At 37.2% G+C, this 21815-nt stretch carries 25 protein-coding genes and 1 pseudogene; 19 read left to right on the top strand and 7 right to left on the bottom strand.

The features are described 5' to 3' along the window. Nucleotides 1–282, top strand: a complete 282-nt coding sequence (gene qoxD / locus KHB02_RS12055) for a cytochrome aa3 quinol oxidase subunit IV (protein ID WP_213140715.1) — start codon at nucleotides 1–3, stop codon at nucleotides 280–282. A 227-nt stretch (nucleotides 283–509) separates the two neighbouring features. On the opposite strand, the gene KHB02_RS12050 is transcribed toward qoxD, so the two are convergent. From KHB02_RS12050 to KHB02_RS12035, 4 genes are all read right to left on the bottom strand, one after another. Next, a complete protein-coding gene (locus KHB02_RS12050) occupies nucleotides 510–776 on the bottom strand; it encodes a hypothetical protein (protein WP_213140714.1) in 267 nt (88 codons plus the stop codon). A 197-nt stretch (nucleotides 777–973) separates the two neighbouring features. Then, entirely contained in the window at nucleotides 974–1396 is a 423-nt protein-coding gene (locus tag KHB02_RS12045; RefSeq protein ID WP_213140713.1) for a pyridoxamine 5'-phosphate oxidase family protein, read from the bottom strand. Between the two features lie 14 nt (nucleotides 1397–1410). Next, nucleotides 1411–2439: a spore photoproduct lyase gene (splB, locus tag KHB02_RS12040; protein WP_213140712.1), complete on the bottom strand. Its 1029-nt coding sequence runs from the start codon at nucleotides 2437–2439 to the stop codon at nucleotides 1411–1413. Further along, nucleotides 2432–2686, bottom strand: coding sequence for a transcriptional regulator SplA domain-containing protein (locus tag KHB02_RS12035; RefSeq protein ID WP_213140711.1), 255 nt, complete (start codon nucleotides 2684–2686; stop codon nucleotides 2432–2434). Before KHB02_RS12035 ends, splB begins: the two co-directional genes overlap by 8 nt. A 484-nt stretch (nucleotides 2687–3170) precedes the next feature. Here KHB02_RS12035 and KHB02_RS12030 point away from each other — a divergent pair, with 484 nt between their 5' ends. From KHB02_RS12030 to cysK, 9 genes are all read left to right on the top strand, one after another. Next, nucleotides 3171–5117, top strand: a complete 1947-nt coding sequence (locus KHB02_RS12030; protein WP_213140710.1) for a CoA-disulfide reductase — start codon at nucleotides 3171–3173, stop codon at nucleotides 5115–5117. A gap of 142 nt (nucleotides 5118–5259) precedes the next feature. Continuing rightward, entirely contained in the window at nucleotides 5260–5640 is a 381-nt protein-coding gene (locus KHB02_RS12025) for a rhodanese-like domain-containing protein (protein WP_213140709.1), read from the top strand. A gap of 13 nt (nucleotides 5641–5653) precedes the next feature. After that, on the top strand, nucleotides 5654–5917 hold the full coding sequence (locus KHB02_RS12020; protein ID WP_213140708.1) for a metal-sensitive transcriptional regulator: 264 nt from the start codon (nucleotides 5654–5656) through the stop codon (nucleotides 5915–5917). A gap of 217 nt (nucleotides 5918–6134) precedes the next feature. Continuing rightward, nucleotides 6135–6362 carry a sulfurtransferase TusA family protein gene (locus KHB02_RS12015; RefSeq protein ID WP_213140707.1) on the top strand — a complete coding sequence of 76 codons (228 nt, stop codon included), beginning with the start codon at nucleotides 6135–6137 and terminating at the stop codon, nucleotides 6360–6362. 71 nt (nucleotides 6363–6433) lie between these two features. Beyond that, the gene (locus KHB02_RS12010; protein WP_213140706.1) at nucleotides 6434–6913 is read left to right on the top strand and encodes a DsrE/DsrF/DrsH-like family protein; all 480 of its coding nucleotides are present in this window, start codon (nucleotides 6434–6436) and stop codon (nucleotides 6911–6913) included. Between the two features lie 117 nt (nucleotides 6914–7030). Next, on the top strand, nucleotides 7031–7606 hold the full coding sequence (locus KHB02_RS12005) for a sulfurtransferase TusA family protein (protein WP_213140705.1): 576 nt from the start codon (nucleotides 7031–7033) through the stop codon (nucleotides 7604–7606). Nucleotides 7607–7618: 12 nt separating this feature from the next. Continuing rightward, nucleotides 7619–8014: a DsrE/DsrF/DrsH-like family protein gene (locus KHB02_RS12000; protein ID WP_213140704.1), complete on the top strand. Its 396-nt coding sequence runs from the start codon at nucleotides 7619–7621 to the stop codon at nucleotides 8012–8014. A 139-nt stretch (nucleotides 8015–8153) separates the two neighbouring features. Continuing rightward, nucleotides 8154–8930: a sulfite exporter TauE/SafE family protein gene (locus KHB02_RS11995; protein ID WP_213140703.1), complete on the top strand. Its 777-nt coding sequence runs from the start codon at nucleotides 8154–8156 to the stop codon at nucleotides 8928–8930. A gap of 348 nt (nucleotides 8931–9278) precedes the next feature. Continuing rightward, nucleotides 9279–10202: a cysteine synthase A gene (gene cysK, locus KHB02_RS11990; protein ID WP_213140702.1), complete on the top strand. Its 924-nt coding sequence runs from the start codon at nucleotides 9279–9281 to the stop codon at nucleotides 10200–10202. A 158-nt stretch (nucleotides 10203–10360) separates the two neighbouring features. Here cysK and KHB02_RS11985 read toward each other — a convergent pair. After that, nucleotides 10361–10639, bottom strand: a pseudogene (locus KHB02_RS11985) (OsmC family protein); the annotation flags it as partial. A 368-nt stretch (nucleotides 10640–11007) separates the two neighbouring features. Between KHB02_RS11985 and KHB02_RS11980 the strand changes: the two are divergent. The 7 genes from KHB02_RS11980 to KHB02_RS11950 all read left to right on the top strand — a co-directional run bounded on the left by KHB02_RS11980 (nucleotide 11008) and on the right by KHB02_RS11950 (nucleotide 19252). Further along, nucleotides 11008–12258 (top strand): ATP-binding protein, encoded by a 1251-nt coding sequence (locus KHB02_RS11980; RefSeq protein ID WP_213140701.1) that lies wholly within the window; start codon nucleotides 11008–11010, stop codon nucleotides 12256–12258. Between the two features lie 196 nt (nucleotides 12259–12454). Further along, complete coding sequence (locus KHB02_RS11975; protein ID WP_213140700.1) at nucleotides 12455–12589, top strand: BA3454 family stress response protein; 135 nt, start codon at nucleotides 12455–12457, stop codon at nucleotides 12587–12589. A 75-nt stretch (nucleotides 12590–12664) separates the two neighbouring features. Continuing rightward, nucleotides 12665–14173 (top strand): glucose-6-phosphate dehydrogenase, encoded by a 1509-nt coding sequence (gene zwf / locus KHB02_RS11970; RefSeq protein ID WP_213141298.1) that lies wholly within the window; start codon nucleotides 12665–12667, stop codon nucleotides 14171–14173. Nucleotides 14174–14194: 21 nt separating this feature from the next. Continuing rightward, nucleotides 14195–16192 (top strand): transketolase, encoded by a 1998-nt coding sequence (gene tkt, locus KHB02_RS11965; protein ID WP_213140699.1) that lies wholly within the window; start codon nucleotides 14195–14197, stop codon nucleotides 16190–16192. A gap of 53 nt (nucleotides 16193–16245) precedes the next feature. Continuing rightward, entirely contained in the window at nucleotides 16246–17139 is an 894-nt protein-coding gene (gene gnd / locus KHB02_RS11960; protein ID WP_213140698.1) for a phosphogluconate dehydrogenase (NAD(+)-dependent, decarboxylating), read from the top strand. Between the two features lie 36 nt (nucleotides 17140–17175). Continuing rightward, a complete protein-coding gene (gene fsa, locus KHB02_RS11955) occupies nucleotides 17176–17835 on the top strand; it encodes a fructose-6-phosphate aldolase (RefSeq protein ID WP_213140697.1) in 660 nt (219 codons plus the stop codon). A 79-nt stretch (nucleotides 17836–17914) separates the two neighbouring features. Beyond that, nucleotides 17915–19252: a glucose-6-phosphate isomerase gene (locus KHB02_RS11950; RefSeq protein WP_213140696.1), complete on the top strand. Its 1338-nt coding sequence runs from the start codon at nucleotides 17915–17917 to the stop codon at nucleotides 19250–19252. On the opposite strand, the gene KHB02_RS11945 is transcribed toward KHB02_RS11950, so the two are convergent. After that, a complete protein-coding gene (locus tag KHB02_RS11945; RefSeq protein WP_213140695.1) occupies nucleotides 19229–19519 on the bottom strand; it encodes a hypothetical protein in 291 nt (96 codons plus the stop codon). The genes KHB02_RS11950 and KHB02_RS11945 overlap by 24 nt on opposite strands. Before the next feature lie 136 nt (nucleotides 19520–19655). Then, complete coding sequence (locus KHB02_RS11940; RefSeq protein ID WP_213140694.1) at nucleotides 19656–19805, bottom strand: hypothetical protein; 150 nt, start codon at nucleotides 19803–19805, stop codon at nucleotides 19656–19658. A gap of 272 nt (nucleotides 19806–20077) precedes the next feature. Between KHB02_RS11940 and spxA the strand changes: the two genes are divergently transcribed. Both spxA and KHB02_RS11930 read left to right on the top strand, forming a co-directional pair. Then, a complete protein-coding gene (gene spxA / locus KHB02_RS11935) occupies nucleotides 20078–20482 on the top strand; it encodes a transcriptional regulator SpxA (protein WP_213140693.1) in 405 nt (134 codons plus the stop codon). Between the two features lie 185 nt (nucleotides 20483–20667). Then, nucleotides 20668–21612, top strand: coding sequence for a ring-cleaving dioxygenase (locus KHB02_RS11930; protein ID WP_213140692.1), 945 nt, complete (start codon nucleotides 20668–20670; stop codon nucleotides 21610–21612). Nucleotides 21613–21815 lie beyond the last annotated feature (203 nt).

Raw genomic sequence — 21815 nt, 5'->3', positions numbered from 1 at the left:
ATGAGCGAATTATTCCCACGAAAACAAATAATAGGTTTTGTCTTTTCCTTAGTCCTAACGGCAGCTGCTCTGGCAGTCTATTTCTTGAAACTCTCCTTTGCACAAGGAATGGTTGTCCTAGTTGCCACGGCATTTGTTCAGGCTCTTCTGCAGCTTGTTGTGTTTATGCACGCTGGCGAATCAGAAGATAAGTGGGTAATTTATGGCAAGGTATTTTTTATGATTGCCATGGCCCTGATTACTGTTTTTGGAACATTACTCATTTTCCTTTGGGATATGTAGATAAATGAAGAAAGGGAGCGTCTTTTACAGACGCTCTCTTTTTTCCTAACGCATAAATTCAACTACGCCTCTGTCTTCGTCCTATCGGACTCGCCAATCGGCGAGTTTTCATTTTGCTAATAAAAAAGTATAAACTTTCTGTCGAAAGCTTTATACTTTCTTAACGCATAAATTCAACTACGCCTCTGTCTTCGTCCTATCGGACTCGCCAATCGGCGAGTTTTCATTTATCTTTTTACCAAATATAATCTCGGTTTCATTGGCATTGTCGGGATTTCTAATCCCTTATCCGTCTTTTCTACCATTTCCTCAGTCGCGATAAAAAACATTCCCATCAGAAAGAACATCACCGCTCCCACAATGGTACCAATCCCAATCCCGGTGACCGGCATTAAACCGCTTACAATCCCGTATAAAAAAATCATGATACCTGTTAGTAAGGTAACACTGCCGGCCCATTTTGTTGCATGTAATATTTTCATTCGTGAATTCATTATTACGACCTCCTTGGGATAGGATATTTACACTTCCAAAATTCTTATACTATATATTATTCACCGAGTTCACAAAATTGTCAAAACTTTGTTCACAAAATTGTCAAAAAATATTTTAAATTTGTCACAAATATGTGTATATGTTCGTGAAGACAAAAAGGATTCAGTTACACGACTGAATCCTTAAGGGGGAGAATCTACAAATTCAATTCTTGTGATGGTTCACCATTAAGATTCATAATACGAACGGTTTCTGGTTTTATCTCCAGAAAAATATAGTTCGGATCGTCAGGGCCGTTGAACCATTGATTAAATGACTCTTCCCAATATTGTTGTTTCAGCTGAGTAGAATCATTAACAGCGGTAGTTCCTGATATTTCAACATAGGAATCAGTTTGTCCTTTTTTTTCATAGCCTAATAAAACAGATACGTTCGGATTTTTCTCAATTTCCCCGATTTTTTCAGTATCCCTTTTTGTTGGTGTATATAAGGTTAATTCGTCGTTATAAAAAGTCATATACCGGGAATGAGGTTTATTATTTTCAACTGTCGATAGAATGCCCGTTTTGTGGTCTGAGATAACCTTCTGGACCTTTTCTTTTAAATCTGAATTTGTCATTAAAATCTACTCCTTTAAGTGAAGTACTCAATTTTTGCTTCAGGGAAATAATTATGGATATATGAACCCAAGGTATCTTTGATATCCTCTTGCTCTTGGTCGGTATACACGTACTTTCCGATCCCGTAGCGTCCCCATTTCCATTTCCGTTTCGACTCATCCAATTCCAATTTCGTCATTGGATAGTTTTTTTCTATGACCTTTTTTGCCGGTTTGGTAAAGCGATGTTGAATCAGCTCGAAGGTTAAGTCCTTTTTCGCTGCATTTGGAAGTTCGGCCTCTAATTTTTCAAACATTTCCTTATAGCCTTCCTTCCAACCGTCATGTAAATAGATAGGGGCGATTATAAAACCTAATGGGAATCCTGCATTCGCAACTTTTCCGGCCGCCTCAATTCTTTCTTGTTGGCGGGAGGTGCCTGGCTCAAAATTTTTGATGATATAATCATCGTTCATACTGAACCGAAAGCGGGTTTTTCCATTATGTTTGGCATCGAGCAAATGGTCGACATGGGCAAACTTTGTGACAAACCGAAGCTTTCCATATTCAGATTCACCAAAAAACTCAATCGCTTTTTTTAAGGTGTGAGTTAAGTGATCCACACCGACGATGTCCGAAGTACAGGATGCTTCAAATCGTGTAGGTTCCGGAGCACGTTCCTTCATATAATTCTCGGCTGCTTCAAAAATATCATCAATGTTGACATAGGTGCGGATATAGGGTTTACTGCCCATCGTCGTTTGCAAATAACAATAATGGCAATGACCCATGCAGCCAGTCACAAAGGGAATCGCATATTCTGCTGAGGGTTTGGAGGTATCAAATTTCAGCGTTTTTCTTACTCCGACCACGAGTGTTGATTTGGCGACACGATATCTTTGAAAGTCATTCTCTCCAGGTAAATTCCGAATTTGATTATGGGAGGTGGTTTGCCTGATCTCAATCCCCATATTTTCAAATTTGGACACAAGCTCTTTTCCAAGTGGATAGGTCAATGCATCGGGTTCTACATAGACAAGTTGAGGGACAAAGGGTTTAACCATAATAACCCTCGATTTTTGTGTAGCCGAATGCTTCCTGAAAGGCATTTTCCGCCTCGGAAGAAGAGCTAAAAACTGCTACTTCATCATTTAATGGATAATAGGTTTCATACACAAACAGCGCCAAATCACCTGGTGCATCGGGATTTTGGACAACCGCTGCTTCTTGGACATTGGCCACATCCTGTGCATGAGGATTGCGAATAATTACATATACTATTTGTCCCGGTTGAAAGGATTGAATCGACATGGTTTCATCCTTCCTTTCCTAAATGTGGTTTATTAACATATCCATGCTAATCCTTCATTATTTTCTCCAGTTTAAAATAAGTTATTTCTATTAAAAAAATACAAAAATTTCCCATTTTGTGAAACTATAATGACCTTTCCTCCGTCTAATTCAATGCTGTAAAAAGCAATAGAGAAATAGGGGGAAAACTAAATGAAGAAATTTTTATTACCATTCGCAGCATTAACCATGACTATTGGTCTTGTTTATTAAGCCAATATGGGAATTCTATTTGGTCTATGATTATATTTTTTTATTTAAATGTGAATAAATAGTGAAAATTAAATGTGAAGAAAATGTGAAAATCTCATGAAGGAACTTCACATTTTTTTATTACGTTCTATAATACCCATATAGGTATAAAACCCGTTGGGGTATATCTAATAATGCTTAATTTTATTTCTTAATTGTTAAGATTTATAAATATTACTTGGAGGGAACAAATATGACACAGAAAGTAATCATCGTAGGCGGAGTTGCTGGCGGCGCTACTGCAGCTGCCAGATTAAGAAGAGTAAGTGAAGACGTCGATATAATTCTTGTAGAGCGTGGGGAACATATTTCGTTTGCAAATTGTGGATTACCTTATTATATCGGTGAAACGATTAAAGACCGAAGCAAGCTATTAGTACAAACGGTAAAAGGAATGTCAGAGCGTTTCAAGCTTGATATTCGCAATTTAAGTGAAGTAATGAGCATTGATCCAGAAAATAAGAAAGTAACTATCAAGAATTTGCAAAATGGAGAAGTTTACCAGCAAACATACGATAAGTTATTATTATCACCTGGAGCAAGACCGATCGTTCCACCAATTCCGGGATTAAATGAAAATCAGACGTTATTTACCTTAAGAAATATACCGGATACTGATAAGATCAAAAACTACGTTGACTCCCAAAATCCTAAAAAAGCTGTTGTGGTTGGCGGCGGATTTATTGGAATTGAAATGGCAGAAAACCTGGTAGATAGAGGAATCGAAGTGACCATTATTGAAATGGCAAATCAAATTATGGCACCTATCGACTTTGAAATGGCCAGTATTTTACACACTCATTTAAAAGAAAAAGGCGTAAAGTTGATTTTAGAAAATGGTGTGCAATCATTTGCTAATCAAGGGAAGAAGGTTATTCTTTCTGATGGAACAGAAATAGAAACCGATATGACGATCCTATCTATCGGAGTCAGACCAGAAAATGAATTAGCCAAGACTGCAGGGTTAGAACTGGGAGAGCGTGGAGGTATTATTACCAATGAATACCTTCAAACTTCTAATGAGGATATTTATGCCGTTGGCGATGCGGTGGAAGTTGTCGATTATATTAGCGGAACAAAGGCCATGATTCCGCTCGCAGGGCCAGCAAACCGTCAAGGCCGAATTGCAGCAAATAATATGATGGGGAAAAAAGAGAAGTATAAAGGAACAATGGGTACTTCGATTGCCAAAGTATTTGATCTAACAGTTGCAGCTACTGGAAATAATGAGAAAACATTAAAACGTTTAGGGGTATCATATGAAGTTGTTCATATCCACCCAAGTTCACACGCAGGATACTATCCGGGAGCAGCACCAATTGCTTTAAAATTAATCTTTGATAAAGAAAACGGGAAAATTTTCGGCGCCCAAGCAGTCGGTGCAGATGGTGTGGATAAGCGCATCGACGTGATTGCAACCGCCATTAAAGGTGGATTGACAATAGAAGATTTGACCAACCTTGAATTATCTTATGCTCCGCCATACTCATCTGCAAAAGACCCAGTTAATATGGCTGGTTATGTGGCTTCCAACATCATGGAAGGCGAGCTGGAAATGGTACAATGGCATGAAATTGACAAAATCGTGGCAGACGGAGGGTTATTAATCGACGTTCGTGAACCAATGGAGCGTGAGTTTGGTTTTATCGAAGGGTCCATCAATATTCCTTTAAATGATTTAAGGAATCGATTAGAAGAGCTTCCTAAAGATCAGACCATATATGTCAGTTGCCAGGTCGGTTTAAGAGGATATTTAGCGAGCAGAATTCTAAAAAACAACCGCTATCAGGTTAAAAATGTGGATGGTGGCTGGAAAACGTATTCCTCCGTATTTGGAAGCAATATAAACAAAAAGGTTGAAACCTCCACAAACGACCTTGGGGAAACAGTTGTAAACAATACAAATAACATAAAAGTGGATTCGGTTGTAGATGTAAGTGGCCTAACTTGTCCAATGCCAATCATCAAATTAAAAAAAGGTCTTGATTCATTGGAAAGCGGACAAGTATTGGAGTTGCATGTTACGGATAAGGGAGCTTTAAACGATCTGCCAGCTTGGTCAAAAAATGCAGGTCATACCATCCTAAGAACGGAAATCGATAAAAACATGATCAAGTTTTGGATTGAAAAAAGTAAATAGTAAATCATTCTTTAGACCGCCACGTTCATTGCGGTCTTTTTTTGCATACTGAAAAAAATTTTTAGATTCTATTGACATTAATACCTAACGGGGTATATTATAAACCTTGCCAATGAATTTGTTTCATTGAAGGAGGCTTTAAATGATAGTTTTAATTTTGTTAACAATAATTGTATCATTTATTTTATATAGAAGATATTTTCCGGTTCTTGGTGTTCATTTTATCAATTTGAAGGATCTTAAAGATGATAATATAATGATAATAGATATTAGAGACTATAATGAATGTAATAACGATCCTATCAAAGGTTCAATTAATATCCCGATTGCCTATCTAAACAGAAATATAAACGAAATACCTGATGGTGATTTATATATAATCGCATCGAGTTCACTTGAAAAAAATGTTGGCGTTCGTTTTTTTAGACATAAAGGTTTTAGGGTTGTCGGATATTCCATTTCTGACAATAACAAAATTTCAATAGAGGAAAAATCATTAAAGGTAGAAAATAATTGTTGTTAAAGGAGATAAGAACATGGACTATAATGATCAAATTAAAAATAGGGTAAAACGTATTGAAGGACAGTTAAGAGGAATTTTGAGAATGATGGAAGAAAACAAGGATTGTAAAGAGGTAATCACTCAGTTGTCTGCATCGAGAACGGCCATTGATCGGACAATTGGTGTTATTGTAAGTTCCAATTTAGTGGAATGTGTGCAAAAGGCGAATGACCAAGGAGAAAGAAGTATGGAAGAAATGGTAAAAGAAGCGGTCGATTTGCTTGTAAAAAGCCGTTAACCTAAGAGGAAAATACCATACCCAAAAAGATGTTAATAAATATCTTGGAGGGTATATTATTTTCTCAAGAGAAATACCCCTTTTGGTATATATATAAGGATAAATAATGGAGAAAATTCATTGTAAATAGATAATATAAAGGGTTGACACCTGCTTTACCTTTATTTAATATTATACCCATTGGGGTAATTGATAAAACAAGAGGAGTGGATTTCATATGAATATAGATAAAGTATTAGATGCAAAAGGATTAGCATGTCCAATGCCAATTGTAAAAACAAAGAAAGCTATGAATGAACTTGAATCTGGTCAAGTATTAGAAATTCATACAACTGATAAGGGCGCAAAAAATGACCTAGCAGCCTGGGCTAAATCGACTGGACATGAATTATTGAAACATGAGGAAGAAAATGAGGTATTAAAGTTTTGGATTAAAAAAGGATAATTTTTTTGATCTTCAAAATACCCGTACGCGTAATGGTTTAATTAAAAATTTTACAATCAGGAGGTTGCTACATGACGGAAATGAAAAAAACAACGATTGTCCTATTTAGTGGAGATTATGATAAAGCAATGGCGGCTTATATTATTGCAAATGGTGCAGCTGCTTATGATCACGAGGTCACCATTTTCCATACGTTTTGGGGACTAAATGCTCTTCGTAAAGATGAACAGATTCCATTGAAAAAAGGGTTCATGGAAAAAATGTTCGGAAAAATGATGCCTAGAGGAGCAGATAAAATGGGACTATCCAAAATGAACTTTGCTGGTTTCGGTCCTAAAATGATTAAAGATATCATGAAAAAGCACAATGCAATGCCGCTTCCTCAGTTAATTGAAATGGCCCAAGAGCAGGACGTTAAATTAGTGGCTTGTACCATGACAATGGATCTGTTAGGTCTTCAACAAGAGGAATTGTTGGATAACATTGAATATGCAGGTGTTGCTGCGTACCTAGCGGACGCTGAAGAAGGCAATGTGAACCTGTTTATTTAACGAAAGGGGAGGAATCTTCCCCTTTAATATGACAGGGAGAATGATGGCCTGGAAAGTTGAGAAATTTTTAAAATAATAGTAATACCTGTATTGGTATATAAATCAGGAGGTTTTAAGATGGAGAACATGAAAGCAAACATCATCTTGGACGCTAAAGGTTTGGCATGTCCCATGCCAATTGTTAAAACCAAGAAAGCAATGCAGGAATTAGAGGCAGGTCAAGTATTGGAAGTTCAGGCAACAGATAAAGGGTCCAAAGCAGATATTAAGGCATGGTCTGAAAGCACAGGGCATCAATATTTAGGCACATTGGAAGAAGGAGAAGTATTAAAACATTATCTTAGAAAGTCATCTGGTGATGAAATAATAGAACATAAACATCCGCATGTGATTACCAATGATCAGCTAGAGGCAAAGCTTGAGAATGAAACCATCGTGGTACTAGATGTCAGAGAAACGGCAGAATATGCCTTTAACCATATTCCAAACGCTATCTCCATCCCTTTGGGTGAATTGGAAGAGAGATTAATAGATTTAAACAAAGAGGGTGAAATCTATATCGTCTGCAGAACAGGAAACCGCAGTGATATGGCAGCACAAAAGTTGGCGGAAAAGGGATTTGTAAAAGTTTTTAATGTGGTTCCAGGAATGAGCCAATGGAATGGAAAAACTACTGGTTTAATCAAAAATTAGGAGGAATTAACAATGAATAAAAAAGTAGCAATTATTGCAAGTAATGGCGGTTTATTTGATGCCTATAAAGTGTTTAATATCGCAACGGCAGCCGCTGCAACCGATCAAGAAGTAGCTATTTTCTTTACATTCGAAGGATTAAATTTAATCCATAAGGAAGCAAACAAACAACTTCCAATGCCGGAAGGAAAGGAACATTTTGCTGAAGGTTTTGCAAAGGCGAATGTTCCAACCATTCCTGAATTGGCTGCTATGGCGCAAGAAATGGGTGTTAAATTCATTGGCTGCCAAATGACGATGGATGTGATGGGTTTAGCGACAGAAGATTTTGTTGATGGAATTGAGGTAGGCGGGGCAGTAACGTTTTTAGAGTTTGCTAAAGACGCGGATGTCACTCTAACATTCTAATATTTTTATTTGAAAATATACAGGTTCAAGAACTGGAAATCGGCATGAAGAAGAGAACGGTGTATTAAAGTTTTGGATTATAAAGGGTTAAAAATAAGAGGAACCAGTTTTGGTTCCTTTTTTTAAAGAGGAGGTCAACATGAGTATAAGTTTTATAATTACGATACTCCTAATTGGATTTGTAGGATCATTTATTTCTGGAATGTTAGGAATAGGCGGTGCCATCATCAACTTTCCTATGTTGTTATATATTCCTGTCATGTTAGGAGTAGGTCATTTTACAGCACATGAAGTTTCAGGAATTACCGCAATCCAAGTGTTCTTCGCGACCATCGGCGGGGTCTTAGCTTACCGTAAAAGTGGATTTCTGAATAAAACTTTGATTGCCTACATGGGTATTAGTATATTAATTGGAAGTTTTATTGGAGGATTCGGCTCTACACATATGCCTGAAAGCGGAATTAATATCGTTTATGGGGTTTTAGCACTAATTGCCGTAATTATGATGTTTGTCCCGAAAAAAGGGATTGATAATATTCCTTTGGAACAAGTTAAATTTAACAAATGGCTGGCAGCACTATTTGCCTTTATCGTAGGGATTGGGGCAGGTATTGTAGGGGCAGGAGGAGCCTTTCTGTTAGTTCCGATTATGCTTGTGGTGCTAAAGATTCCTACAAGAATGACTATTGCCTCTTCTTTAGCGATTACGCTCATTTCATCGATTGGAGCCGTTTCGGGAAAAATCTCTACGGGGCAAGTGGAAATCCTCCCTTCACTCATCATGGTACTTGCCAGCTTAATTGCTTCACCATTAGGAGCGAATGCTGGTAAAAAGATCAATACGAAAGTTCTGCAAATCATTATGGGAATCTTAATATTCGCTACGGCAGTGAAGACATGGATGAATATTTTATAAGCTGAGGTCCTATTAAAATATTAAATAAACGATAAAGAGGGGAAGGAGGCTAGGAATTGAGATATAAATCAGATGATTCTACTGGGTTAATAAAGCATCCCGAATGGATACAGAATTATGTTGATTCGACTGAAAAGTAACAAAATTTATATAGACGGACGTTAATCATCTTATCCAATTTAAAAAGGGCTAAAAGCCCTTTTTTTATTTAAGTGGCTGGTAAAAATATTTTAAAGAGTCAAAATAAGAATCCATCTCAAACTTATTTAAGAGATATGTAATTTGAGTTCTGGAGAATTAAAGCATATAATTCCAATAGAAATAAACTGAATGAAATGGAGTATTGATATGAAATTATACAATTCTATTTTAGAACTGATTGGTCATACCCCGATTGTAAAGTTAAATCATTTACCCGACCAGGAAGGCGCTTCTGTTTATGTTAAATTGGAATCCTTTAACCCAGGAGGAAGTGTAAAAGACCGTGCTGCTTTTAACATGATTATGCAAGCAGAAAAAGATGGGAAAATTACTCCTGGCAAAACCGTCATCATTGAGCCGACCTCTGGTAATACGGGAATCGGTTTAGCCATGGTGTGTGCCGCAAGGAAGTATCGTTGTATTATTACAATGCCAAGTAATGCCACAGAAGAGAGAATTAAAATTTTAAAAGCATATGGTGCAGAAGTGCATTTAACTCCTTCGGAAAAAGGCATGCGTGGAGCGATTGAAGAGGCTTATCAAATTGCAGAAAATATTCCTGACCACTTTATTCCGATGCAATTTGAAAACCCTGCCAATTCAGATGCTCATCGTGATACTACAGCGATTGAAATTTATGAATCATTTCAAGGGAATTTAGATGCCTTTGTTTGTACGGCTGGAACAGGCGGAACCGTTACTGGCACTGGTGAAGTGTTAAAAGAAAAAATACAAAATATAAAGATTTATGTCGTTGAACCTGCCGGGTCTCCTGTTTTATCGGGGGGTTGTCCAGGGCCGCATAAAATCCCAGGTACAGGTCCTGGATTCATTCCTAAAATTCTAAATCAATCCATTTATGATAAGATTTTATTAATTGATGATAAAGACGCCCAGAACATTGCACGCCGTGTAGCTGCCGAAGAAGGAATTTTAGTCGGAGCCTCCGGGGCAGCATCCATTTACTACGCTTTAGAAATTGCCAAAAATCTTCCTTCTCACGCGAATGTTTTAGCACTGGCACCCGACACTGGTGAACGCTATTTATCATCTGATTTATTTCCAATTTAAATAAATAAGTATATGTTAATGAAGCTCCTGAATCCATGATTCAAGAGCTTTTTTTGTCCCGTTTTTTGGTAATTAATTAATTTTTACTGCTTTTTAATTCATAAGGTACATCAGCAGGGGCGTCTCCTAACGGAAATATCTTCTTCCACGTTTTTTTGTTACCCTCTGTTACAGATGGTTTCCATACATTTAAGAACCAAATTTATTGTGAAAATAATCTCAATAGAATGAATAACTGACTGGATCATTCCGCAATTATTGACAACTAAATTTGCAATCTTCTCTGCCTGTTGCGAACTAAAAGGTTCATCAGCTTGCACGTTGGCAGTAAAAGTAAGCTTCTCAATTCGATTGGCATGCGCTGGATTTCGAACAGCATTTACCTCCATTTCAATCATCTGAAATGAGATCCGCTTTTTTGTTAAAATATTTCGTAATAACGTACCACTGCACCCAACTAAGGAAGAAACAAATAATTCAAATGGCCTATAACCGTTTTTTCATTTGGGGAAATGTGTAGTTCACCAAATCCTAATTCACCGCTGACTTTTTCATTATCAATTGTAAATTTAATAGTACCTATCAAATGGGTCTTAAATGAAGCAGCTACGGCAGACCTTTTTGTTCATTTTTAAATTTATGGAGGATTCATCAAAAGCATGGCTTCATTATAAGCCGTGCTTTTTTACAGTCTGAAAAATGACATTATTTTGAAAAAACTATGTAGACAAATTATAGTAAATTTAAAGTATAATATGTAATATTACTACTAGAATTTTTGGACGGTCTGTGAAAGGTAACGAAGATGAGTATAATAAAGGATTTTTTACTGCAGCTAACACTTACGGTTATTCCCATATTTATTTACTCCACCTTTATTATGGAGAAGGTGAAGAGTGAAAAAAATAGACACGTCACGATGACCATTCTGTGGGGAATGTCAATATTACTATGCATGTCCTTTCCCGTGAATTTTGGTCAAAATGCCAGGTTAGAGTTAAGAATTATCCCTCTTTTATTAGGAAGCCTATACGGAGGATTTTGGCCAAGTATTTTCCTCTCTGGCCTAATCATACTGTATCGGCTTAATTCCGGCATCAGCATAGGTTTCTATAATACCGTTCTTGTCTTATTGTTAACACTTCCTATTATCTTGTTTTTTCAAAAGTCTTTCAAAAATACGAAAAAAGATAAAAGGGTTAAAATTGCAGTGGGCCTAGCCTTTTACTACTGTTTAATTGGCCTTACTGTTTTTGGGATGTTAAGAGGTTTTACATTTGAACATCTAAAAGTACAGATGATTCATTTGGTTTTTGCAGTCGTATTTACCTGGTCCTTCACTTTGTTAATTGAAAAAATCAGGGAGCTCCACCAGTTGCGGCTAGAGATGCAAGACTCAGAGAAATTGCGAGTAATCAGTGAGTTAACAAGTGTTTTCGCTCATGAAATTAGAAATCCGATGCAGGTGACTCGTGGTTTCCTGCAGCTTTTGGACGAGCCCGATTTGGCTCAAAAGAAGAAGGAATACATTCAACTATCCATTGAAGAGTTAGATCGAGCCAATGAAATTATTAATGATTTCTTATCTTTTGGAAAACCATCCAACCATAACGAAGTAAGAGTCGATGTAGGGAACCAATTACATCGTGTGGTTAATCTCATTCACAGTTACGCCCTTGGCAATAATGTTGTGATAAAAACGGACATTTTTGAAAACGGTTGGGTTTATGCTAATCCTCAAAAATTAGACCAGTCCATGATTAATATTTTGAAAAACGCAATCGAGTCGATGCCGAACGGTGGAATGGTGTGGATTTCGTGTGCTTCAAATGAAGATGGCTATATAAAAATTAGTATTAAGGATCAAGGAATCGGGATGAGCCAAGAGCAAATCGACCGCCTTGGATCTCCGTATTATTCATTAAAGGAAAGCGGAACTGGACTCGGAATGATGGTAAGCTATCAAATTATCCGTTCGTTTAAAGGTAAGGTCCAAGTGAAAAGCGAAAAAGGAGTGGGGACCGAATTTATTGTTCTTTTGCCTCAGATAACCTAAGTGCTTGTTACATAGACTGCCAAAACCTATTGTCGTAATGACCATAGGTTTTTTATTTTGAAAAAATAAATATCTCAAATTCAAGATACTTAACTTGACGATAATTTAATCAAAATGTATCATGAATACATAAAGTAACTAAGGTTATTAAAAGTTACCTAATAAATAAGGATAACCTAAAATAGGGGTGACAATAATGATAGAAGTAACTGTAAAGCTAAGTTACAAAGGGAAAAATTACTTAACCAATGTAATTGTTATAAGGGACACATCTGAAAAACAGATTTTGCATATCGCACAAGAGCAAATTAAGAAACAATGGTTGAATTGATAAAGTGATCTTCTGAACTTTACTTTATATTAGGGTAATGTTTTTCAAATACTAGGAGGAATTAAATTGGAATCAATGACCTTTGTCTTATTTGGGGCAACAGGGGATTTAGCGAAGCGAAAAATTTTCCCCGCCCTTTATAATTTGTATTTAGATCAAAAATTACCACAACCAATATCTATTATTGGACTTGGAAGAGGTACCCTCACTCATAATGATTTTCAAGAAAAAGTAAAAGAATCTATATTAACCTTTTCACGCCGTTTGGAACATGACGCTGGCGAAATGGGAGATTTTCTAGAGGCTTTTCGATATAACACTTTAGACGTTAACAATACAGAAGATTATCAAAAATTACTTCAGTTGGTTAAGCAAAGAGAAGCGGAATTGCAAATAAAAGAAAATCGAATGTTCTATCTTTCTGTTGCACCAAAATTTTTTGACATTATTGCTTTGAATATCAGAGATAGTGGCTTAGGAGCAACGAATGGTTGGAAACGTTTGATGATTGAAAAACCATTTGGGCGTGATCTTCAAACTGCCCGTCAACTAAATAAAAAATTAAGTTCTGCATTTGAAGAAGAAGAGATATTCCGAATTGACCACTACTTGGGTAAGCCAATGGTTCAGAATTTAGAGGCATTAGAATTTGCAAATCCAGTCTTACAATCAATATGGAATAGAGAACATATCGCAAACGTTCAAATTACTGCGAGTGAAACGGTAGGGGTTGAGACAAGAGCAGGATATTACGATCAAGCAGGAGCCATACGGGATATGGTTCAAAACCACATGCTGCAAATGCTAATGATGACGGCCATGAATCTCCCCAAAAAAATCAATGCTTCTGAAATCAGGAATGAAAAAAGGAAGGTAATGGAAGCTCTCAGGCCAGTAACAAAAGAAGATGTTCAAACCCAAATCGTTCGTGGTCAGTACCTTTCTGGTGAGATTAATGGTCAAAAAGTTCCAGGGTATAAGGATGAACCTGGAGTGGACCCTTCTTCCAACACTGATACATTTGTAGCTGCTCGAATTTGGATCGATAATCCGTTTTGGTCTGGTGTTCCTTTTTATATTCGAACAGGAAAGAGAATGAAGGAAAAATCTACTCGTATCGTAATCGAATTTAAAAATTCATTAGATTTACACTATATAAACGATAACCAAAAAGTCGAACCTAATTTATTAATCATCGAAATTAGCCCAGGAGAAAATGTCTCACTACAATTAAACAGTAAAAATCCGATGAATAATGGAAAAATCGAACCTGTCAGAATTAATTTTTCTTGTGAGGATTCATCACGCAATGGCTTAGGAGTACCTGAGGCTTATGAAAGGCTGATTTATGATTTTTTAATCGGAAATTCCACCTTCTTTGCCCATTGGAAAGAAGTAGAATTGTCGTGGGAATGGGTTCAACCAATTCTTGATGCATTCGAGGAAAATCTACTCCCACTACATGAATATTCATCAGGTACTTATGGTCCGGATGCTGCAAATACCCTCTTGTTAGAAAATGGGTTTAAATGGTGGCTAGATGAAAAAGTTGAAGAAAATAAAGAGAAAGTACTTCAGAAATAAGTATCCAGGAGGTTTATTAAAATGACACAAAACATCGAGAACTTAGCAGTTACTACCATTAGAACATTATCTATCGATGCTATTAACGCTGCAAATTCTGGTCATCCCGGTCTACCAATGGGGGCGGCGCCAATGACGTATGCATTATGGGCGAAGCATCTTCATCATAACCCTGAAAACCCGAAATGGTTCAACCGAGATCGATTTGTTTTATCTGCGGGACATGGATCCAGTTTGCTGTATAGCATGCTTCATTTAGCTGGCTATAATGTTACCATTGATGATTTGAAAAACTTTAGAAAGTTAAATAGCAGAACGCCGGGGCATCCTGAATTCGGTCATACTGCTGGTGTAGAAGCGACTACAGGACCATTAGGTCAAGGTATTGCGAACACTGTTGGGATGGCGATGGCAGAAGCACATTTAGCAGCGAAGTTTAATAAAGAAGGGCATCCGATTATTGATCATTACACCTATGCGTTAGTCGGAGATGGCGACCTAATGGAAGGTATTTCCTATGAAGCTATGTCAATGGCGGGTCACATGAAACTTGGGAAGTTGGTCGTGCTATACGATTCAAATGATATTTCACTGGATGGTGAATTAAACGCTTCGTTCTCTGAAAACATTGAGAAAAGAGCAGAATCAGCCAACTGGCATTATCTCAGAGTGGATGATGGAAATGATATTAAAGCTATTTCGAATGCGATTGAAGCAGCGAAACATCATATAGATCAGCCAAGTTTGATTGAAATCAGAACGATAATTGGCTATGGCAGTCCAAAGGTAGCTGGTACCAATAAAGCACACGGTGCACCACTTGGAGCGGAAGAAGGAAAAGCAACAAAACAAGCCTATAACTGGCTCTATGAAGAAGATTTCTATGTTCCAGAGGAAGTAAAAGAGCACTTTGCGCAATTAAAGCGTAAAGGGATTGATGCTGAACAAACTTGGATTCAGCAATTCGATGCATATAAGCAAGCCTACCCTGAGCTAGCTGATCAATTAACCAAAGCTATTGATGGAAAAGTTCTCATCGATACAAAAGATTTATTAACATTTGAATCTGGGAAAAGTATTTCCACAAGGGTTGCCAGCGGCGAAGCCATTAACCATTATGTGAAATCTGTTCCAGCCATATTTGGTGGAAGTGCAGACCTTTCCCATTCCACCATGACTGAAATCAAAGGTGAACAAATGTACGCAGTTGAATCGTATGGTGCACGTAATGTTTACTTTGGAGTCCGTGAACATGCAATGGGTGCAGCAGCGAATGGGATGGCTTATCACGGCGGAGTGAAACCTTTTGTAAGTACATTCTTTGTATTTAATGATTATCTTCGTCCGTCTATCCGTTTGGCTGCACTATCAAAGCTTCCAGTGATTTATGTATTTACGCATGATTCGATTGCAGTAGGTGAGGATGGCCCTACACATGAACCGGTTGAACATCTGGCAGCGCTTCGTTCCATACCAGGGTTAACGGTTATTCGACCAACAGATGCAAACGAAACAGCTAGTGCATGGGCATATGCTCTTCAGCAAACAGAAGGACCTGTTGCATTAATCCTAAGCCGACAAAATTTACCGGTGTTTAATGAAACAAAAGCAAATCTAGAGAAGCTTTCTAGGGGAGCTTATGTATTAGAAGAAACAAATGCCACACCAGATGTTATTTTAATTGCTACCGGTTCCGAAGTATCCTTGGCCGTAAACGCAAAAACAGAACTTGAAAAGGATAATATCTCTGTGCGGGTTGTTGCAATGCCAAGCTGGGAATTGTTTAGTCACCAATCAAAGGAATATAAAGAAAAGGTCCTCCCTTCTTCAAATTCTAAACGAATTGCCATTGAAATGGGGATTTCCCTTGGGTGGGAGAGGTTTGTGGGCTTTGAAGGAAAAATTCTTTCCATAGAGACATTTGGTGCTTCAGGTGATGGAACAGCTGTTATGAAGCAATTTGGATTTAGTCCTGAAAATGTTGTAAGTATTGCGAAAAGTATCTTAAAACATTCTTAAGTGGACCATTAAAGAAATGGAAAAATTATTATCCAACATTGGAGGAGAACATAATGAAGGTAGGACTTATTGGTTTAGGAAAAATGGGACTTAACTTAGGGCAAAATTTAATGGATCACCATCACGAAGTGGTAGCATTTGATGTTAATCCAAGTGCAGTAGAAAATATGAAGAAATATGGAGCAACTGGTGTATCAAGTTATAAAGAACTCATCCGGACCTTGGAACATCCAAGAATTGTCTGGATAATGGTTCCTCACGCAGTGGTTGATATAGTTATTGGTGAGATCTTACCCTATTTGGAAAAAGGCGATATTGTCGTTGAAGCCGGTAATTCTCACTATAAAGAATCGATTCAACGCTACAATGAATTAAAGGAAATAGGCGTAAGATATATGGATGCCGGTACTTCTGGCGGTATGGAAGGGGCCCGAAATGGAGCTTGTTATATGATAGGAGGCGACCCAGATGCTTGGGAGATAGTGGAACCCCTTTTCAAGGATACAGCAGTGGAAAATGGCTTCTTATATGCCGGAAAAGCTGGCAGCGGTCACTTCTTAAAAATGGTTCATAATGGTATCGAGTATGCGATGATGGCTGCAATAGGCGAAGGCTTTGAAGTGCTGGAGAAAAGCGATTTCGATTTCGATTATGAAAAGGTCGCCAGAGTTTGGAATAATGGTTCTGTTATTCGTTCATGGTTAATGGAATTGACTGAGAATGCCTTTTCAAAAGATGCAAAATTAGATGAAATTAAAGGGATCATGCATTCCTCAGGTGAGGGAAAATGGACTGTGGAAACAGCTTTAGATTTACAAACGGCTACTCCAGTTATTGCAATGTCTTTATTAATGCGTTACCGTTCTTTAGATAATGATACATTTACAGGTAAAGTTGTAGCCGCATTAAGAAATGAATTTGGCGGACACGCTGTCGTAAAGAATTAAAATAACCGAATTTTTAACAATAGGAGGAAAACAAAAATGAAATTTTTTATTGATACTGCAAACTTAGATGAGATTAAAAAAGCGTATAAAATTGGAGTTCTTTCAGGTGTTACAACCAACCCTTCATTGGTAGCAAAAGAAGGAGTTAAATTTGAAGACCGAATTGCTGAAATCCTAAATGCCGTTCCAGAAGTGGAGTCCGTTTCAGCCGAGGTAACACCCAATGCTTTAACTGCTGACCAAATGATTGCAGAAGCAGACGAGCTTATTAAAATTAACGGCGGCGATAAGAATATCACCATCAAGCTTCCAATGACCCTTGATGGACTAGAGGCTTGCCGCTATTTAACTAAAAAAGGTGTTAAAACCAACGTTACCTTGATTTTTAGTGTGAACCAGGCATTGCTGGCAGCACGTGCAGGTGCTACTTATGTTTCACCATTCTTAGGACGTTTAGATGATATTAATGAAGATGGTGTACAACTTGTCGCAAAAATCGCAGAGATGTTCCGGATTCAAAATCTAGATGCGCAAATCATTGCTGCATCCGTGCGTCATCCAGACCATGTTACCCGTGTAGCGATGGCAGGAGCGCATATTGCAACGATTCCATTCAAGGTCATTGAGCAATTGTCAAAACATCCGTTGACCGATCAAGGACTTGAAAAATTTGCTGCTGACTGGAAGACTGTATAAAAACATTTAAAAGCTAAGGGCGTTAGTCAGAGGAGAATTACCGCCCTTACATAATAAAACCGGTGAGGGGAACAAGCGTATGTCAATTACTTTTGATTATTCAAATGCATTATCTTTCATGCAACAGCATGAAGTGGACTATTTAAGTGAATTTGTAAAAACTGCACATGAGATGCTCCATGAAAAAAAAGGACCAGGATCTGATTATCTTGGATGGGTAGATTTACCCCATAACTATGATAAAGAAGAATTTGCGCGTATCAAAGCAGCAGCAGAAAGAATCCGCAGTAATTCTGATGCTTTAATTGTCATCGGAATCGGAGGCTCTTATCTTGGTGCAAGGGCTGCTATTGAAGCATTGTCTCATACGTTTCATAATCAAATGGATGGCACTACTGAGATTTATTTTGCAGGACAAAATATCAGTGCTACTTATCTGACCCACTTATTTGATGTGCTTAAGGACAAGGATATTTCCGTTAATGTGATTTCAAAATCAGGTACAACAACAGAGCCTGCTATTGCGTTTCGTATTTTCCGAGAATATTTGGAGAAAAAGTATGGAAAAGAAGAAGCAAAAAAACGTATTTATGCAACAACCGATCGTGCTAAAGGCGCATTAAAAACACTTGCCGATGAAGAAGGATATGAAACCTTTGTCATTCCTGATGATGTTGGCGGCAGATACTCTGTGTTAACAGCCGTAGGTCTATTGCCAATTGCAACTGCAGGATTAGATATTGATAAAATGATGGCAGGCGCCGCAGCTGCTGCGGATAGATATAATAACCCGAACTTGTCAGAAAACCATAGTTATCAGTATGCTGCCGTCAGAAATGCTCTTTATCGAAAAGGAAAATCAGTAGAACTGCTAGTGAATTTTGAACCCTCTCTTCATTATGTTTCTGAATGGTGGAAACAATTATTTGGAGAGAGTGAAGGAAAGGACCAAAAAGGTCTTTATCCTGCTTCTGTTGATTTCACCACTGATCTTCACTCCATGGGACAATATGTCCAAGAAGGACGCCGTGACCTTATTGAAACCGTGGTATCTGTAAAAGAACCTAAAGTTGACATTACTTTAGGGATGGAAGAGGCAGATCTTGATGGATTAAATTATTTAGCTGGGAAGACAATGGACTATGTAAATAAGAATGCTGCACAGGGTACGGTTCTAGCTCATGTGGACGGAGGAGTTCCTAACCTATCTGTAGAGCTGGATCAATTAAATGAATATACCTTCGGTGAAATGGTTTATTTCTTTGAGAAAGCATGTGGAATCAGCGGCTTGTTAATGGGAGTAAATCCTTTTGACCAGCCGGGTGTAGAGGCATACAAGAAGAACATGTTCGCGCTTCTAGGAAAACCAGGATATGAAGCGGAAAGAGAACAATTACAAAAACGCATTACTAAATAATAGTAAATGAAAGCAACCTTGTCTTAAATAAGGTTGCTTTTTCGTGAAGTATGAAACATTACAAATACACAAAGGAGGAAAAGCCAATGTGAATTGAATATTTTCCTCATTTACATTTAATAATCCCTCAAGTACAGCCAGTTTAACCTTTAATTCCTTGATTTCCAAGCTGCTAACTACATTTGTTTTTCTTAGGTTACCTATCATATCTGCTACCACTTGTTTAAAAATTTGTGAATCAATTAATAAATATTGAATTAATTCCATTGCTGCTTCTTTTTCTTGTTGATTTTTGACGGCAAAGATACTTTGAATATCGGGTTCTAGAACGAAAAGAGATTGTAAATCCTCCGAAATTCTTATACGAGCAAAACTTTTTTTATTTCCATAATACTTATTATCCCTAATCCGTTATTAGATCAAGGCCAATCATAAATTCATGAAATTTCTTATCGAGAGAACGAAACCCGTTAATTTCAATGTTTGATTTTTCATCTATAAAAATTTCTTTTTCAAATCTCGTTTGAATTACTTTTGATTCTAACATATTCATATTTTACTACCTCACTTCTAATTTTTATATAAAAAGTAACGTGTATACTTTAAGTAACCTAACTACATTATAGTAAACAAAGGGAAATAAATCAATATAAGTTGCATGAGATTTTATTAGGAGTGTCAATTAATAATTTTTTATAATAATAGTGTTGACAAATAGGGAAGAAGAAATATAATAAAAATATCCTTAATTAAAGATAATTAAATTCGAGATAATTGGGAATCAATAAATAATTGATTTAACTTGATAAGGAGAGAGTGTTTAAAATGGTAACTTTATTTCTAACACCAAGTTGTACCTCATGTCGAAAAGCAAGAGCTTGGTTTGAGGATCATCAAATTCCATTTAAGGAAAGAAACATTTCTTCTGAAAAGCTTACGATAGAAGAGATTAAGAACATCCTTCAGTTTACAGAGGAAGGAACAGACGAAATTATCTCGACAAATTCAAAAGCTTTCCAGAAACTGAATGTAAATATGGATTCTTTATCACTTCGAGAATTATTTAATATTATTAAAGAAAATCCTGGGTTATTAAGAAGACCATTAATCCTTGATGAAAAAAAATTACAAGTGGGATTTAATGAAGAAAAAATACGGAGTTTCTTGCCGCGTAATATGAGAGTATTCCTGCTAGATGAAATTGATAGCTTTTTAGAAGAAGTTCAATAATGCCGATTTTCAATTGGATAGTTTTTTTATTTTTTAATATCTCGAATTAAAGAATCTTGGATTAAAGGGTCTATAATTTCATTAAATAATAAACAATAATTTTAAAAGGAGTGTTTCTCTTTTCCATTGAAAGTCCGAAATAAATCTTCAAAAAAATCCTATGGTGAAACGAGGAGATTCTTACAATGCAAAAAACGTCAGGTATCCACCATATTTCTGCGATGGTAAATGATGCCCAAAGGAATATCGACTTTTATGCGGGTGTACTGGGATTAAGGCTGATTAAGAAAACAATCAACTTTGATCGTCCAGAGGTGTATCACCTTTACTTTGGAAATGAAACGGGCAACCCGGGAACAGTCATTACCTTTTTCCCCTGGGAAAAACAGCTAAAAGGGCGAATTGGAACCGGACAGGTAGGAGTAACGAGTTACATCATCCCAAAGGGCTCGCTTCCATTTTGGAAAAAGCGATTTGAAAAATTCAATATTGAATCTACTTCTTCCATTCGCTTCGGAGAAAAGTATATCCGATTTAACGACCCAGACGGTTTGCTGCTTGAACTTGTCGAAAGTGATGAGGGACCAACTAACCAGTGGAGCTTTGGTGGGGTTCAAGCGGATAATGCCATTAAAGGGTTTAGCGGAGCTATCCTTAACTCTGCTCAACCGCATAAAACAACAGATGTACTAGAAAATGTGATGGGATTAGAATGTATCGGACAAGATGGAGATTATCTAAGATTTAAGGCTGAAGGACATCTTGGAAATACGATTGATATTCAGCTTACCCCATCTGTCCGAGGATTAATGGGGGCAGGCACGGTTCACCATATTGCCTGGAGAGCAAAGAATGAAGAAGATCATCGCAGATGGAAGTCGCTTCTTGAGGAAAATGGTTATCATCCGACAGAAATTCTCGATCGGAATTACTTTAAGGCAATTTATTTTCATGAACAGGGAGGAATACTCTTCGAAATAGCAACTGACCCGCCCGGTTTTTCAGTCGATGAACCAGTTGCGAAACTCGGCCAGAAACTTATGCTGCCATCTTGGCTAGAGTCAAAAAGGGAAGAATTAGAAGAAACCTTACCGCCTGTAGAGGTTCGAGTTCTGGAGGGAGATAATTAATGAAACATATATTTAATAAGGGGCAAGATCATTTTATTATTACTAAATAAGATAACAAACCGGAGGATTTACGAAAATGGTATATCTTATCATTAATGGAAGCAAGCTATTCGCAATAAGCCACTTGATATTTAACAAGGATTCAAAAGAGACTACAAATGCTTTCTAAAATTTAGAATGTAAAATTAAAAAAAAGAAATAAT

The organism is Neobacillus citreus (genome assembly GCF_018343545.2).
Lineage (GTDB): Bacteria > Bacillota > Bacilli > Bacillales > Cytobacillaceae > Neobacillus > Neobacillus citreus.
Note: the sequence above shows the minus strand (reverse complement) of the source record. Positions and strands in the feature narration are given on the sequence as shown.

What these genes read in the sequence shown, in the direction of transcription:
- splB (WP_213140712.1), bottom strand. Translation starts at nt 2,439, where the DNA reads ATGGTTAAACCCTTTGTCCCTCAACTTGTCTATGTAGAACCCGATGCA.
- qoxD (WP_213140715.1), top strand. Translation starts at nt 1, where the DNA reads ATGAGCGAATTATTCCCACGAAAACAAATAATAGGTTTTGTCTTTTCC.
- KHB02_RS11930 (WP_213140692.1), top strand. Translation starts at nt 20,668, where the DNA reads ATGCAAAAAACGTCAGGTATCCACCATATTTCTGCGATGGTAAATGAT.
- KHB02_RS12050 (WP_213140714.1), bottom strand. Translation starts at nt 776, where the DNA reads ATGAATTCACGAATGAAAATATTACATGCAACAAAATGGGCCGGCAGT.
- zwf (WP_213141298.1), top strand. Translation starts at nt 12,665, where the DNA reads ATGACCTTTGTCTTATTTGGGGCAACAGGGGATTTAGCGAAGCGAAAA.
- KHB02_RS12035 (WP_213140711.1), bottom strand. Translation starts at nt 2,686, where the DNA reads ATGTCGATTCAATCCTTTCAACCGGGACAAATAGTATATGTAATTATT.
- spxA (WP_213140693.1), top strand. Translation starts at nt 20,078, where the DNA reads ATGGTAACTTTATTTCTAACACCAAGTTGTACCTCATGTCGAAAAGCA.
- KHB02_RS12045 (WP_213140713.1), bottom strand. Translation starts at nt 1,396, where the DNA reads ATGACAAATTCAGATTTAAAAGAAAAGGTCCAGAAGGTTATCTCAGAC.
- KHB02_RS11940 (WP_213140694.1), bottom strand. Translation starts at nt 19,805, where the DNA reads ATGAATATGTTAGAATCAAAAGTAATTCAAACGAGATTTGAAAAAGAA.
- KHB02_RS11945 (WP_213140695.1), bottom strand. Translation starts at nt 19,519, where the DNA reads ATGGAATTAATTCAATATTTATTAATTGATTCACAAATTTTTAAACAA.
- KHB02_RS12005 (WP_213140705.1), top strand. Translation starts at nt 7,031, where the DNA reads ATGGAGAACATGAAAGCAAACATCATCTTGGACGCTAAAGGTTTGGCA.
- cysK (WP_213140702.1), top strand. Translation starts at nt 9,279, where the DNA reads ATGAAATTATACAATTCTATTTTAGAACTGATTGGTCATACCCCGATT.
- KHB02_RS12030 (WP_213140710.1), top strand. Translation starts at nt 3,171, where the DNA reads ATGACACAGAAAGTAATCATCGTAGGCGGAGTTGCTGGCGGCGCTACT.
- KHB02_RS12020 (WP_213140708.1), top strand. Translation starts at nt 5,654, where the DNA reads ATGGACTATAATGATCAAATTAAAAATAGGGTAAAACGTATTGAAGGA.
- KHB02_RS11980 (WP_213140701.1), top strand. Translation starts at nt 11,008, where the DNA reads ATGAGTATAATAAAGGATTTTTTACTGCAGCTAACACTTACGGTTATT.
- KHB02_RS11995 (WP_213140703.1), top strand. Translation starts at nt 8,154, where the DNA reads ATGAGTATAAGTTTTATAATTACGATACTCCTAATTGGATTTGTAGGA.
- KHB02_RS11975 (WP_213140700.1), top strand. Translation starts at nt 12,455, where the DNA reads ATGATAGAAGTAACTGTAAAGCTAAGTTACAAAGGGAAAAATTACTTA.
- KHB02_RS12010 (WP_213140706.1), top strand. Translation starts at nt 6,434, where the DNA reads ATGACGGAAATGAAAAAAACAACGATTGTCCTATTTAGTGGAGATTAT.
- tkt (WP_213140699.1), top strand. Translation starts at nt 14,195, where the DNA reads ATGACACAAAACATCGAGAACTTAGCAGTTACTACCATTAGAACATTA.
- KHB02_RS12015 (WP_213140707.1), top strand. Translation starts at nt 6,135, where the DNA reads ATGAATATAGATAAAGTATTAGATGCAAAAGGATTAGCATGTCCAATG.
- KHB02_RS12025 (WP_213140709.1), top strand. Translation starts at nt 5,260, where the DNA reads ATGATAGTTTTAATTTTGTTAACAATAATTGTATCATTTATTTTATAT.
- KHB02_RS12000 (WP_213140704.1), top strand. Translation starts at nt 7,619, where the DNA reads ATGAATAAAAAAGTAGCAATTATTGCAAGTAATGGCGGTTTATTTGAT.
- gnd (WP_213140698.1), top strand. Translation starts at nt 16,246, where the DNA reads ATGAAGGTAGGACTTATTGGTTTAGGAAAAATGGGACTTAACTTAGGG.
- fsa (WP_213140697.1), top strand. Translation starts at nt 17,176, where the DNA reads ATGAAATTTTTTATTGATACTGCAAACTTAGATGAGATTAAAAAAGCG.
- KHB02_RS11950 (WP_213140696.1), top strand. Translation starts at nt 17,915, where the DNA reads ATGTCAATTACTTTTGATTATTCAAATGCATTATCTTTCATGCAACAG.